This window comes from Paraburkholderia fungorum, from assembly GCF_046027605.1.
Lineage (GTDB): Bacteria > Pseudomonadota > Gammaproteobacteria > Burkholderiales > Burkholderiaceae > Paraburkholderia > Paraburkholderia fungorum_F.
This window is the reverse complement of sequence record NZ_JAQQEF010000020.1, coordinates 48,911-61,580: the sequence shown is the minus strand read 5'-3', so window position 1 is coordinate 61,580 and position 12,670 is coordinate 48,911. Positions and strand designations below refer to the sequence as shown.

At 57.7% G+C, this 12,670-nt stretch carries 14 protein-coding genes; 8 read left to right on the top strand and 6 right to left on the bottom strand.

Annotated elements, in window-relative coordinates:
• Positions 1-26: 26 nt before the first annotated feature.
• Together cynS and PQR53_RS27745 are read right to left on the bottom strand one after the other, a co-directional pair.
• On the bottom strand, positions 27-497 hold the full coding sequence (gene cynS, locus PQR53_RS27750) for a cyanase (RefSeq protein ID WP_408461189.1): 471 nt from the start codon (positions 495-497) through the stop codon (positions 27-29).
• A 42-nt stretch (positions 498-539) separates the two neighbouring features.
• Positions 540-1,199, bottom strand: a complete 660-nt coding sequence (locus PQR53_RS27745) for a carbonic anhydrase (RefSeq protein WP_408461186.1) — start codon at positions 1,197-1,199, stop codon at positions 540-542.
• Positions 1,200-1,320: 121 nt separating this feature from the next.
• Between PQR53_RS27745 and cynR the strand changes: the two genes are divergently transcribed.
• Complete coding sequence (cynR, locus tag PQR53_RS27740; protein WP_408461184.1) at positions 1,321-2,220, top strand: transcriptional regulator CynR; 900 nt, start codon at positions 1,321-1,323, stop codon at positions 2,218-2,220.
• A gap of 116 nt (positions 2,221-2,336) precedes the next feature.
• Here cynR and PQR53_RS27735 read toward each other — a convergent pair whose 3' ends face one another.
• From PQR53_RS27735 to pdxR, 3 genes are all read right to left on the bottom strand, one after another.
• A complete protein-coding gene (locus PQR53_RS27735; protein WP_408461181.1) occupies positions 2,337-2,798 on the bottom strand; it encodes a carboxymuconolactone decarboxylase family protein in 462 nt (153 codons plus the stop codon).
• 9 nt (positions 2,799-2,807) lie between these two features.
• On the bottom strand, positions 2,808-3,227 hold the full coding sequence (locus PQR53_RS27730; RefSeq protein ID WP_408461178.1) for a cupin domain-containing protein: 420 nt from the start codon (positions 3,225-3,227) through the stop codon (positions 2,808-2,810).
• 135 nt (positions 3,228-3,362) lie between these two features.
• The gene (pdxR, locus tag PQR53_RS27725) at positions 3,363-4,766 is read right to left on the bottom strand and encodes a MocR-like pyridoxine biosynthesis transcription factor PdxR (protein WP_408461175.1); all 1,404 of its coding nucleotides are present in this window, start codon (positions 4,764-4,766) and stop codon (positions 3,363-3,365) included.
• 247 nt (positions 4,767-5,013) lie between these two features.
• Here pdxR and PQR53_RS27720 point away from each other — a divergent pair, with 247 nt between their 5' ends.
• The 3 genes from PQR53_RS27720 to PQR53_RS27710 all read left to right on the top strand — a co-directional run bounded on the left by PQR53_RS27720 (position 5,014) and on the right by PQR53_RS27710 (position 7,527).
• A complete protein-coding gene (locus PQR53_RS27720; RefSeq protein WP_408461172.1) occupies positions 5,014-5,658 on the top strand; it encodes an HD domain-containing protein in 645 nt (214 codons plus the stop codon).
• A 53-nt stretch (positions 5,659-5,711) separates the two neighbouring features.
• Positions 5,712-6,674 carry a LysR substrate-binding domain-containing protein gene (locus tag PQR53_RS27715; RefSeq protein ID WP_408461169.1) on the top strand — a complete coding sequence of 321 codons (963 nt, stop codon included), beginning with the start codon at positions 5,712-5,714 and terminating at the stop codon, positions 6,672-6,674.
• A 145-nt stretch (positions 6,675-6,819) separates the two neighbouring features.
• Positions 6,820-7,527, top strand: a complete 708-nt coding sequence (locus PQR53_RS27710; RefSeq protein WP_408461166.1) for a nitroreductase — start codon at positions 6,820-6,822, stop codon at positions 7,525-7,527.
• A gap of 71 nt (positions 7,528-7,598) precedes the next feature.
• Here the strand turns inward: PQR53_RS27710 and PQR53_RS27705 are convergent, their stop codons facing one another.
• The gene (locus tag PQR53_RS27705) at positions 7,599-8,513 is read right to left on the bottom strand and encodes a LysR family transcriptional regulator (protein ID WP_408461163.1); all 915 of its coding nucleotides are present in this window, start codon (positions 8,511-8,513) and stop codon (positions 7,599-7,601) included.
• Positions 8,514-8,968: 455 nt separating this feature from the next.
• Between PQR53_RS27705 and PQR53_RS27700 the strand changes: the two genes are divergently transcribed.
• From PQR53_RS27700 to benD, 4 genes are read left to right on the top strand one after another with little or no spacing between them, the layout of a single operon-like run.
• Positions 8,969-10,327: a Rieske 2Fe-2S domain-containing protein gene (locus tag PQR53_RS27700; protein WP_408461160.1), complete on the top strand. Its 1,359-nt coding sequence runs from the start codon at positions 8,969-8,971 to the stop codon at positions 10,325-10,327.
• On the top strand, positions 10,324-10,812 hold the full coding sequence (gene benB, locus PQR53_RS27695; RefSeq protein WP_408461157.1) for a benzoate 1,2-dioxygenase small subunit: 489 nt from the start codon (positions 10,324-10,326) through the stop codon (positions 10,810-10,812). Before PQR53_RS27700 ends, benB begins: the two co-directional genes overlap by 4 nt.
• A gap of 39 nt (positions 10,813-10,851) precedes the next feature.
• The gene (benC, locus tag PQR53_RS27690; protein ID WP_408461155.1) at positions 10,852-11,874 is read left to right on the top strand and encodes a benzoate 1,2-dioxygenase electron transfer component BenC; all 1,023 of its coding nucleotides are present in this window, start codon (positions 10,852-10,854) and stop codon (positions 11,872-11,874) included.
• On the top strand, positions 11,871-12,659 hold the full coding sequence (benD, locus tag PQR53_RS27685) for a benzoate diol dehydrogenase BenD (RefSeq protein WP_408461152.1): 789 nt from the start codon (positions 11,871-11,873) through the stop codon (positions 12,657-12,659). The genes benC and benD overlap by 4 nt, the downstream gene beginning before the upstream one ends.
• Positions 12,660-12,670: the final 11 nt, after the last annotated feature.

Below are 12,670 nucleotides of genomic sequence, written 5' to 3'. Positions count from 1 at the left end.
CGCCGGCAAAATTCTCCCCACATTACTCAGAACGGCTTGGTGGGCAGATATTTACCGTCGAGCGTGATGACGGCGCGCGAACCGCCTTCCGGATCGTCAACCTTCTTGATGTCGAGCTTGAAATTGATTGCGCTGATAATGCCGTCGCCGAACTTCTCGTGGACCAGCGCCTTGAGCGTCGAACCGTAGATCTGCACCATTTCGTAGAACCGGTAGATCGTCGGGTCGGTCGGCACGCCGCCCGGAATGCTGCCGCGCACGGGGATGGTTTGCAGCAGACGAATGCCGTCTTCGTCGAGTCCGAGCTTCTCGCCCACGACTTTCGCGGCACTGGCCGGCAGCGGGTGCTGGCCGAGCAACGCGGCGGTGACGAAGGCAAGACTAAGGCCCGAGCCTTCGTTGATCTGCTCGAACGTGAGGTCCTTGCGAACCTTTGCATCGATGATTGTGTCCGTCAATGCTTGACGGGGGGCCTGGCTGTGTTGGGATTGCGTCATGGTGATGCTCCTTGTCATTAAACGAAGTGGAAAAGCAGCGGGTCAGGCAGCGAGGTTGAGTCGGACCGGGGTCGCACAGGTGTGCGGATGTTCAGCGAGAGAAACGAACTGGTTTGTCGTGCCGTCGAGTGCATCAATCGAACCGGTTTCGATGTCGTACACCCAGCCGTGCAAGGCCAGATGTCCCTGTTCGAGGGCAAGACGCACGGAAGGATGCGTCTTGATGTTCGCGAGTTGAGCGATCACGTTTTCGCGGACCATCGAGTCGACCCGCTCGCTCTGGTTTCTGTGCTCGCGCGCCTCGTTGACGACTTTCGCCGAATCCGCATAATGCAGCCAGTTGCGCACGGCTGGCATATGGTCCATGCACTTGCAGGTTGCAATGGCGGTCATCGCGCCACAATCGGAGTGGCCGCAGATCACTACATCAGTGACGCCGAGCGCGGCGATTGCATATTCGACCGTGGCGGTCACGCCGCCGGGCTCCGGCCCATACGAGGGTACGATATTGCCGGCGTTGCGGATGACGAACAGGTCACCAGGTTCACGCTGCGTGACGAGTTCCGGCACGAGCCGGCTGTCCGAGCAGGAAATGAACAGGGTACGCGGATTCTGGCTGGTGGCCAGTTGCTTGAAAAGCTCGGAACGCTGCGGAAACGCCTCGCGCTGGAACTTCAGGAAACCGTCGACAATGTCTTGCATGGTTTGCTCCGTCTGGGGTGGGTCGAGAACAGATGGACCAAGGATGCGCGGATCGGGCTATAGTGTCCAAGACCGGTTTATTATTCTCCCGATAGGCCACACCAATAGTTCGAGGGCGCCCATGCTGCTGCGGCATATCCGGTACTTTCTGGCCGTTGCGGAGCATCGCAACTTCACGCGCGCCGCCGAGGCGCTGCATGTGTCGCAGCCAACGCTGTCGCAACAGATCAGACAGATCGAGGACACGCTGGGCGTGCAATTGCTCGACCGGTCCGGCCGCACGATCCAGTTGACCGACGCAGGTGACGCCTATGTGCGCTACGCGAAGCGGGCGCTCCAGGAGTTGGAGGCGGGCAAGCGGGCGATCCACGACGTGCAGGAACTCAGCCGCGGCTCGCTGCGCCTGGCCATGACGCCGACGTTCACCGCGTACCTGATCGGTCCGTTGCTGGAGAAATACAACCGCAAGTATCCGAACGTCACACTGAACATCCTCGAGATGCCGCAGGACCGGATGGAGGCACTCCTGAACGAGGATGCGCTTGACATCGGCATCGCTTTCGATGAAACGCACACGCCTGACATAGAGACCCAGACTCTATTCGTCGAAGCCCTTGCGATGGTGGTCGGAAAGTCGCATCCACACGCAAAGCGACGCTCCGCGTTGAAAGTGAACGAGTTCGAGAGGGAGGCCCTTGTTCTGCTCAATGAGGAATTCGCGACCCGGCGATACATTGACCGATATTGCAAGCGGCATGGCATTTCGCCGCGCATTTCGATTGAGGTGAACTCGATCAACGCGGTCATCGAAATCGTGCGCCGCAGCACGCTTACAACGGTGCTTCCGGCCGCGATCGCACGCGAGCACAGCGAACTCTGTCTCGTGCAGTTGGAACCGGCTCTGCCGCAGCGTACCGCCGCGTTGCTATTGCGAAAAAACGCCTATCGAAACGCGGCGACACGGGCATTCATGGAGGTCGCTCTCGACGAGAGCGCGCTGAAACAGCCGGCCGCCAGTTAAAGCCTGCCATATAAAACGCAAAGCATCTGATCGGCCTCGTGCGGCGATAGCCGGGTTAATCGAGTCAACTGTCGCCGAGACGAGTCGTTCTACCGAGGTGGCGGCTGCGTCGCGGTTCAGGGGACGGCGGCAAGAGCGGCTTTAGGCGTGCTGCGGAAGCTGATGGCCAAGCGGTTGTAGGCGTTCATCAAGCCTATAGCCATTGTCAGGTCAGCCAGCTCTTTTTCGCTGAATACGGCGATTGCTGCCTGAAAGGCCTCGTCCGGCACGCCGGACTGGGCCACCCGCGTCACCGATTCGCTCCAGGCCAGTGCTGCCCTTTCTTGATCGCTAAAGAGCGCGCCTGCCTCGTGCCATACCGGAACCAGCACGATCTTGTCGATCTTGATGCCCTTTTTAATCAGATCGCGAGTGTGCATGTCGATGCAATAGGCACATCCATTGATCTGGCTGACGCGCAGATAGACCAGATCGACGAGAACCTGATCGAGTCCGCACTGCATGATATAGCCATACACACTTCCGAATGCTGCAACTCCGCCAGGCGAAGTTTTCTCGTAGTTCAGTCGCTGTGTCATTTCGGATTTTTATTTGTCGTTGGTGGTAAGCGCCACGTCATTGGTATCAACGACGAAGACAGCAAGTAATTTCGCTGGCTCAGTCTGGCTCGCATTGCGGCTGATCACATGATGAGCCCCCGGTGCCTCATAGAACGATTCACCTGGGTTATAGGTACGCGCCGGTTCCCCATTGACCTGACTCAGTACGTGGCCCGAAACGACATAGGCATAGATGAAGGCCGAGTGAGCATGACGGTGCGGTGATGAAGCTCCGCCCGGCGGATACGAAACCTCCACGGCGACGAGAGACTTGCCCGGAATGTTCGGAATGACATGCGAAAAATTGGGCTTAACGCTGTCGCCGGGATTGTCAGCAGCAATAGACACCCCGGCAAATGTCAGTCCGACGGCTAGCAGCAAGGGCAGCAAAACACGCTTGGTCTTCATGAGGAACTCCTTGATTGAACTGCGCAATTCTGCGCCCAATAGGGGCCACTAAAAAGAACCGAAAACGCACATTCAGAATGTACCAAGCAAGGCTGGCGATTCTGAGCGGCCACGACCTCTTGCCCGAGCACATCCCTATCGCGTCAATTCCACCAGCCGACGACAGTCGGCAGCCAGCTTGCGTTCATTCACATTGGTCACGCCGAGCAGTAGTCCCTGCTGCCGGGGAGAACGCATGTACCAAGGCGAGAGGGGTGCCGGAGCCAAGCCGAAACGTAGAGCTCGCAAAGCGACATCGACGTCTGACGCAGACTCGGGCAGCAGGGTCACGATGGCCATGCCGGCAGTCGCTTGCACTTTCATTGATTTCGGCGCCGCCTCCTCCAGGCAACGCAGCAAGGCCTCCCGCCGCGCAGCATAGAGCCGCTTCATACGACGGAGATGGCGAAGATAGTGCCCCTCGCGCAGAAATTCCGCCACAGCGTACTGCACGGACGCCGCTGGGGCGGGCGCCAGGCACGCTGCGATATCGCCGAATCGACGCGCCATTTCTAGCGGGACCACCAGGAAGCCCAAACGAAGCGCCGGACTGATGGTCTTGCTGAAACTGCCGATGTGCAGCACCCGTCCGTCCTGATCGAGCGAGGCAAGCGCTGGCGCTGCCCGCCCTTTCAACTGGAGCTCACTTAAGTAATCGTCCTCAATGATCCACGCGTCGTTCTGTCGAGCCCAGGCGAGCAGTGCAAGGCGCCGGGGGAGCGACATCGCCACCCCGAGCGGTGCCTGCTGACCAGGTGTCACGACTGCCAAGGCTGCGCCGGCCGCGCTCTGAATGCCCGCGTCGATATCGAGCCCGTCTGCGTCGACCGGCACGGCTGTCACGGTCATGCCAGTCAGGCCGAGCGCGGTACGCGTGAGCGGAAAACCGGGATCCTCCATCCAGGCTTCCATGCCTTCAACGCGAAGCCCGCGGATCGCGAGGTCGAGAGCACCAGAGAACCCTGCCGTTACAAGAACCTGCGAGGGATTGCATCGAAGGCCTCGTGCCACGCCGAGGTAAGCTGCGATTTCCCTTCGCAAGCCCGGATCACCGCGAGGATCCGGGTAGCCAACCGGAGCCATCGCAGCTTGCCTGGCCCCACGCGTCAGGATGCGCGACCATAGCTTGAAAGGAAAGGCATCTTGAGCGGGCACCCCCATTTGAAACGTCAGAGGTATCGTGCCGAAGTCATGGAAGAGATCCGGAAGAGGCGGCGCTTCCGGTGCGCAATTGGGTGCCGCAGTCAGGTTCGGGCGCTCGGCTACGCGAGTTCCCGCCGCGCCCAAACCGATTGCGAATTGCTCATCGATCAGACGCTCATAGGCGACACGCACAGTGCCTCGGGAAACGCCGAGTTGCGCGGCTAAATCTAACCAGGAAGGCAGCCGCGCGCCGGAGGCAAGCTGCCCTGTCTCAATCGCATCTCGGATTGCGCGGTAGATCTGTGCGGATAGCGATGTGTCTGCGGAACGATCAAGGCCAATAGGGAGGGTCGTCATCTCCCTAATGGTACATTCAAACCAATCAATCTTGGCACTGTATTGTGACCCGAGAAAAGCGTATTTTTCTCCATGTGAAGGGGCCGATCCGCCCGCTAGCTGGAATTTCCCGACCTAAAATGAATGGGCGCCACAACAAGCCCGGGCTTCAGATGTATGGTGCCCAGCGCATAGGGTTCGGGCGAAGCGGACGCCGGCCTGCTGCCGACAGAAGTGCCCACAAGCCAAGTAATGGAGGATAAAAACCGTGGCGACGAGCGACATTTTCAATGTAAAAATCCCTGACAGTAAATTGACACGCGAGGTTACGCAGCTCATTCGCGACACCGAAAGCGAATTGCTGTTTTCCCATTCAACTCGCGTCTACTTCTGGGGAGCCCTGCTTGGGAAACAGAAGGATCTGACGTTTGATCCCGAGTTACTCTACGTCGCAGCGATGTTCCACGATCTCGGCTTGACATCCATTTATCAGGAGAGTCAGCTTCGCTTCGAGGTGGATGGCGCGAATGCCGCACGCGATTTCCTGCGAAGCCATAACATCTCGAAACAGGACGTAGAGAAAGTCTGGAACGCCGTCGCGCTCCATACGACTCCGGGCATTCCAGAACACATGCATTCAGAGATCGCCCTGTTGCAGGCCGGCGCCGGAATGGACGTGGCCGGACGTGGCTTTGAACAGTTCACAGACGAACAACGCGAAGCGGTAATCGCCGCATATCCCCGCGACACCGATTTTGCCCATCAGATGATCGATGCGTTTTATCACGGTATGAAGCATCGGCCCGGCAGTACATTTGGTACCTTTAACGATGATTTCCTTGCCTACAAGGATCAGAGCTTCCAGCGAGTGAACCTCTGCAGCATCATCCTGGACTCAAAGTGGGAACGGTGAATTTTCCACCTGACGTTCCAATCTGAGGCCTTGATCAATCGTTGATCGTAGCGATGAGAAATCTGGATTTGAATTTGCTTCGTGTGTTTGACGCCATCATCCGGGAACGGAATGTGCTTCGCGCGGGCGAAGCGATCAGCCTCAGTCCGTCAGCGGTCAGTCATGCGCTCTCGCGACTGCGGGCGTTGCTCAATGATGAGTTGTTTGTGCGCACGGTTGCAGGGATGGAGCCGACCGTCCGGGCGCTGGAGATGGCGCCACTCGTGCGAGATGCACTGGTAACGATCGAGCGTGCGGTCGGGCCTGCACAATTCAACCCAGCCGTCACCGACCGTCAATTCTGTATCGCCGCGACCGACTATATGACGGCGGTGGTATTGCCGCACTTTCTCCGAACGATATCGACTCTCGCGCCGCATGCAAGCGTCACCGTGCTGCCCGCGAGCAGGATCGACTTGACCACGCAAATCGATGTCGGTCGCGTGGAGATTGCGCTTGGATCTTTTTCCAGCGTCCCCAGTCGGCTGAGCGAACAAGTGCTATTCGAGGAACGGGACATGATGGTCGTCGACACGGTTCATTCGCTCGCCGGCAGCGAAATTGGCTTGGAGGCGCTTTCCAGCTTGCCATTAATGGTCGTGTCGACCGGCGGCTCGGAAGATGGCCTGCTATCCGAACGAGGGCTGACGCGCCGCACTGAAATGTTCGATCGCACGGCCTTGATGGCTGCGTTCAGTTCGATCGGAAAGCGGCCGAAGTTCACGATTGTCCAACCTCATTTTCTCGCTATTCCCAGCCTGCTGACTGACACCGAGACCGCCGCGATCGTGCCGGCTACTCTGGCGAAGGTTTTCCACCAATCAGGGAGAGCGTATTCCTCGGAGTTGCCTTGGGACGCTCCGCCGCGCGCCGTACAGATGGTCTGGCATGAGCGGCATACTCATGATCCTGGGCACGAATGGCTGCGCAGCATGCTGGCGAATGCGGTACAGCATGTAGCTGGGATGAACGCATAGTCCGTCACCGAAACCCGCTCCAAAAGAGATAGCCCTTAAGTGCACGACATGCATTTTCATTTTATGAAAATTGCACTTCGGTAACGTAAATGAGCGGCGTAGAGTATCCATGGCATAGATATGTCAAATGATAGGACTCTGAACCATGGCCGTTGACCAAACTAAATCGTCGCAAGAATTATCCGAAGTTGAGAAAATCATGATGAGTCGATTTGCCAATCGATTCTATTTGAATCGCGAAGTCGATCTTGAGACCCTCACTGGCATCCTTAGTGCCGCACGTTACGCGGGCACAGGCGCGAATGTGCAACCGTGGCGCGTCTATGTCACGACAGGGGCAGCCAAGACAGCGTTGACAGATGCCATCACTACCGTGCACGAAACGGCATCTGGCGAGCATTCGTCTGAATACCGCTATCTTCCGGACTCGTTACCGGAGCCGTTTGCCTCGCGTCGGCGTGAATTCGGCTCGGTCTTCTACGGCTCCCTGAATATCAACCACGATGACGTGACCGCACGTGCGGCACAGACCGCGCGAAACTGCCGGTTCTTCGACGCGCCAATCGGTCTGATCTTTACAATCGATCGACGCCTTGAAAAAGGAAGCTGGCTTGATCTGGGCATGTTTATTCAGAACATCATGCTCGCGGCAAAAGCGCGAGGACTCGACACCTGCACTCAGGAATTCCTCTCCCGCTACCATGCTGTTATCCGAGCCAATCTGCCTCTCGCTCCTGACGAGTTGGTAGTCTGCAGCATGGCCATGGGTTTCGGTGATCCAGAATGGGCAAAACGGCGGCCACAAATGCCGAAGGCTTCCATCGAAGAATTCGCCTCGCTGCACGGCTTCTGACTTTCAGTTGAGGCCGCTACGCAGCGCGCTCTAAACATGCGCTCCTGCCTGCCGTGCAGAGCGCAAAGCCCTCAGTCGGTACGTGGTCCATGGGGGACCCTTTTTTCCTCGTACAGCCGGTAGATAAGTTCAAGCATTTCCTGAATGTCTCGCGACTCATCGAGCATGCGCATGCTCATAATGATCGGGGATACCAGCGTGGGGTCGTCCAGTTCCTTGTAGCTCACGTCGTCCCGCTTCAGGCCGTACACACTGCTCGGCACCACGGAAATTCCCTCCCCTGCCGCTACGAGACCGAGTGCAATCTGCAACTCTCGTACTTCATATACTCGGCGAGGCTTGAGCGCGCGGTCCTCAAATGCCGAAAGCACCTGGTCTGCATAACTGGGACGCGGCGCCTTCGGGAAAATGATCAGCGTCTCATTGACCAGATCGCTGAGGGCCAGGATGGGCTTGGCGAGTGAGAGTGGATGCCCTTCTGGAAGCGCAACAATCATTTTCTCTTCGCGAAGAATCACTCGGCGGATGCTCGCATCTTCATGTCGAATGCGGCCGAATCCGACATCAATTCGACCGTCCTTCAGCGCTCTGATCTGGTCCATGGTCGACATCTCGTGGAGGCTGAGTTCGACTGTAGCGTTCTCGTCGCGGAAGCGCCGGATGATTTTCGGCAGCATACCGTACAACGTCGAACCCACGAAGCCGACAGAGAGGCTGCGCTGGATGTTGCCCACGCGCCTCGTCATCGATTCGAGTTCGGCTGTCTGAGCCAGCAATTGCACGGCGTGGGCGTAGAAGAACTTACCCGTCTCTGTCAGGTTCAACGGACGTGAGTTGCGCTGGAATAGCTGCACCTCAAGCGTCTCTTCAAGTTGCTGTATCTGACGGCTCAGGGGTGGTTGCGCCATATGCAATCGCTGCGCTGCGCGCGTGAAATTGCGCTCCTCAGCCACTGCTACGAAATAGCGAAGATGCCGCAGCTCCATCTCAATACCTCCAGGATATAGTCCGATACTAAATCAGTGTTGGACGGGGCATTATGGCGTCCATTATCCTGCTTTTACACTCTGTTTTAGCCAGTAATTATACCTTCTGAGCATATCAGAACCAAAGGCAAATCAAGGGTTAACCCCTGCACAAAATAGAAAGATCTAGGAGCCGACGATGCCGCACATTCAACGAGGATTTGATTCCGCATGTGATCCAAAGACTGGCGGCACTCCGCGTGGCATGCAAGCCGACACGAACAAAGACATAGCGCTGACCACGCCGGGTCAAGGCAAGGTAACCAGGTCGCCCATCGCTTGCGTGCGTTAGCCACGACGTAATCGTTCAGCCCGGCGGCTACCTCATGCCACTGCGGCCGCTCGATTCACCGCAAGAATTTCTTTATGCCGATGCGCGTGCTCCATCGCCTGGAGCGCGCATAGGGAGAGCACACATGCCTGTCATTATCGACAAAGCCACGCAACTGGATCAACTGCTGCACGCCGCCGTTCAGGACGACAAACAAAGCGGTGTATTCCGCTGCCGTCGCGATATCTTCACCAACACCGATCTGTTTGAGCTCGAGATGAAACACATCTTCGAGCGCAACTGGGTGTACCTGGCGCACGAAAGCCAGATTCCCAACAACAACGATTACTACACCACCTGGATTGGCCGCCAGCCTGTGGTCGTCACTCGCGACAAGAGCGGCGAACTGCATGCGGTCATCAACGCCTGCGCGCACAAAGGCGCGATGCTATGCCGGCGAAAGCACGGCAACAAAGGCACCTTCACCTGCCCGTTCCACGGCTGGAGCTTCGCCAACACCGGCAAGCTACTGAAAGTGAAGGACGCGAAGACCACCGAATATCCGGTGCAGTTCAATACCAACGGCTCGCATGATCTGAAGAAAGTTGCCCGTTTCCAGAGCTATCGTGGGTTCCTGTTCGGCAGTCTCAGTGAGGACGTGCTTCCGCTGGAGGACTATCTCGGCGAGACCAAGGTCGTCATCGACCAGATCGTCGACCAGGCCGCAAACGGGTTGGAAGTGTTGCGCGGCAGTTCGTCGTACATCTATGACGGCAACTGGAAAATGCAGATGGAAAACGGCTGCGACGGCTACCACGTCAGCACCGTGCATTGGAACTATGCCGCGACCATGGACCGGCGCAAGGTCGACGGCACAAAAGCGGTGGATGCGAATGGCTGGAGCAAGTCGGTAGCCGGCGTATACGGGTTCGACCACGGCCACATTCTGCTTTGGACCAATACGATGAACCCGGAGGTGCGCCCCGTCTATAAATACCGCGACGAAATCAGGGAGCGTGTTGGCGAAGCACAGGTGGAATTTATCGTCAACCAGACCCGAAACCTTTGCCTGTATCCGAATGTATTTCTGATGGATCAGTTCAGCACGCAGATTCGCGTAGTACGTCCAATTAGCGTAGACAAGACCGAAGTCACCATCTTCTGCTTCGCCCCAAAGGGTGAGAGCGCTGCCGACCGCACCACTCGCATTCGCCAATATGAGGATTTCTTCAATGTCTCGGGAATGGGCACCGCAGACGACCTTGAAGAGTTCCGCGCCTGTCAGGCTGGCTATGCGGGCACCACCGCGCTGTGGAACGACCTTTCGCGCGGGGCGCCGTTGTGGATCGAGGGCCCTGACGCAAATGCGAAGAGTATGGGTCTAAAGCCGCTTATTTCCGGTGAGCGCAGCGAAGACGAAGGCCTGTTCGTGTGCCAGCACGAGTACTGGGTTCGGGTGATGCGCGACGCAGTGAAGAAGGAACAAGAGGAGGCGCTAGCATGAGCTTCGACTACCGGAAAATCTGCGCCGTACTGTACCGCGAAGCGCGCCTGCTGGATGATCGTCAGTGGGACGACTGGCTTGCCTGCTATGCCGAGGACGTCACCTACTGGATGCCGGCATGGGATGACGACGACCAGCTTACCGATGACCACGATAGTCAGATTTCACTGATGTATTACGCCGACCGTGGCGGCCTGGAAGACCGCGTGTTTCGCATCAGGACCGAGCGAAGCAGTGCTTCGATGCCTGAACCGCGTACCAGTCACAACGTTACCAATGTGGAAGTGCTGGCCGAGCGCGGCAACGAAGTGGACGTGCGCTATAACTTCAACACGCTCAGCCACCGCTACAAAACCACCGACCAATTTTTCGGCACGATGTTCGTGACTCTTCGGGAAGTCAGCGATGAACTGTTGATTGCCCACAAGCGAATCGTGCTGAAGGACGACTACATCCGCCAGGTGCTCGACGTTTACCACGTCTGATGTCGAGCATTGAAGGAAATCAGAAGTACAGGAGGCAAGATGGTCAATTACAACATTGCACTTAATTTCGAAGACGGCGTGACTCGCCTGGTTACATGTAAGGCGGGCGAGAAGGTACTCGATGCCGCCTTCCGTGCAAAAATCAACCTGCCGATGGATTGCTCCGATGGCGTGTGCGGTACCTGCAAGTGCCACGCCGAGAGTGGACGCTACGACCTGGGTGACGATTACATAGAAGATGCACTGAGCGAGGACGAGAAGGAGAAAGGTCTCGTACTCACCTGTCAGATGGTGCCCGAAAGCGATTGTGTAATTGCGGTGCCGGCAACGTCCGTTGCGTGCAAGACCGAGCAAGGCAGGTTCACCGCGACCGTATCGAAGGTCGAACAGCACAATGATGCGGCCATTCTGCTCGAACTGGACGTGGACGCGACCGCACCGCAATTCCTGCCGGGTCAGTATGTCAACATTGATGTTCCTGGCAGCGGTCAGCATCGTTCGTATTCTTTCTCGTCGGCACCTGGCGAATCCAGAATCAGTTTCCTCATTAAAAGAATCACCGGTGGGATGATGAGCACCTGGCTCGATTCCGCTCAACCGGGCAACAAGCTGGAGTTGACTGGACCGCTCGGCAGTTTCTATCTACGTGCAGTGGAGCGGCCCTTGCTACTCCTCGCCGGCGGCACGGGCCTGGCACCATTCCTGTCGATGCTGGAAGTGCTGGCGCGCACTAATGCGCAACAGAAGGTCCACCTGATCTATGGGGTGACGCGAGACCTCGACCTCGTGCAGGTCGAGGCAATCGAAGCGTACGCGGCGAAGTTGCCGAATTTCAGCTACTCCACCGTCGTGGCTGAAGCCAATTCGAGTCACCCCCGCAAGGGTTGGGTGACGCAGCATATGCCGCCAGAAGCCTTGAATGACGGGGACGTCGACGTCTACCTGTGCGGGCCGCCACCGATGGTCGACGCCGTGCGTAAGCATTTCGACGACAACGGCGTGAAGCCGAACAGCTTCCACTACGAAAAATTCACCCCCAACGCAACCTGGAGAACCGCATGAACAGGCAACGATTTGCTGGCAAGGTCATGGTTGTCACCGGCGCGGCGCAGGGCATCGGTCGCGCTGTGGCGCTTCGTGCCGCCGCCGAAGGCGGCAAGGTGTTGTTCGTCGATCGCGCCGACTTCGTCTCTGAAGTTGCCGCCGAAGCAAACGATACTGACAACACGGACAACGCGGCAGGGTTCATAGCCGACCTCGAGACATACGAAGGTGCGGCGTCGGCGTTGGCTTTTGCGGTGCGCAAGTTTGGCGGTATCGACATTCTTGTCAACGGCGTTGGCGGTGCGATTCGCATGCGTCCGTTCGCCGAGTTCACGCCCACGCAGATTGACGCGGAAATTCGCCGTTCACTCATGCCGACGTTGTACGCCTGCCATGCAGTGCTGCCGCACCTGCTTGAGCGCGGCGGCGGCACCATTGTTAACGTTTCCTCGAATGCCACGCGCGGTATCCGCCGCGTACCCTACTCCGCTGCCAAGGGCGGGGTGAACGCGATTACACAATCGCTTGCGATGGAGTACGCGGAACACAACATCCGTGTCGTCGCCACTGCGCCTGGCGGGACCGACGCACCTCCGCGGCGCATCCCTCGCAACAGCGCCGGCGACAGCGAGCAGGAAAAAGTCTGGATGGGCGATGCGGTGAAGCAGGTCACTGAATCAAGCTTCTTCAAGCGTTACGGAAGCATTGACGAACAGGTGGCGCCGATTCTGTTCCTCGCTTCAGACGAGGCAAGTTATATCACCGGCTCTATATTGCCGGTCGCCGGTGGTGACACTGGTTGACCTATGAATGC

Bases quoted from the DNA above. Each gene is read 5' to 3' on its own strand.
- PQR53_RS27705 (WP_408461163.1), bottom strand. From the start codon at position 8,513: ATGGAGCTGCGGCATCTTCGCTATTTCGTAGCAGTGGCTGAGGAGCGC.
- cynR (WP_408461184.1), top strand. From the start codon at position 1,321: ATGCTGCTGCGGCATATCCGGTACTTTCTGGCCGTTGCGGAGCATCGC.
- benD (WP_408461152.1), top strand. From the start codon at position 11,871: ATGAACAGGCAACGATTTGCTGGCAAGGTCATGGTTGTCACCGGCGCG.
- pdxR (WP_408461175.1), bottom strand. From the start codon at position 4,766: ATGACGACCCTCCCTATTGGCCTTGATCGTTCCGCAGACACATCGCTA.
- benC (WP_408461155.1), top strand. From the start codon at position 10,852: ATGGTCAATTACAACATTGCACTTAATTTCGAAGACGGCGTGACTCGC.
- PQR53_RS27710 (WP_408461166.1), top strand. From the start codon at position 6,820: ATGGCCGTTGACCAAACTAAATCGTCGCAAGAATTATCCGAAGTTGAG.
- PQR53_RS27745 (WP_408461186.1), bottom strand. From the start codon at position 1,199: ATGCAAGACATTGTCGACGGTTTCCTGAAGTTCCAGCGCGAGGCGTTT.
- cynS (WP_408461189.1), bottom strand. From the start codon at position 497: ATGACGCAATCCCAACACAGCCAGGCCCCCCGTCAAGCATTGACGGAC.
- PQR53_RS27715 (WP_408461169.1), top strand. From the start codon at position 5,712: ATGAGAAATCTGGATTTGAATTTGCTTCGTGTGTTTGACGCCATCATC.
- benB (WP_408461157.1), top strand. From the start codon at position 10,324: ATGAGCTTCGACTACCGGAAAATCTGCGCCGTACTGTACCGCGAAGCG.
- PQR53_RS27700 (WP_408461160.1), top strand. From the start codon at position 8,969: ATGCCTGTCATTATCGACAAAGCCACGCAACTGGATCAACTGCTGCAC.
- PQR53_RS27735 (WP_408461181.1), bottom strand. From the start codon at position 2,798: ATGACACAGCGACTGAACTACGAGAAAACTTCGCCTGGCGGAGTTGCA.
- PQR53_RS27730 (WP_408461178.1), bottom strand. From the start codon at position 3,227: ATGAAGACCAAGCGTGTTTTGCTGCCCTTGCTGCTAGCCGTCGGACTG.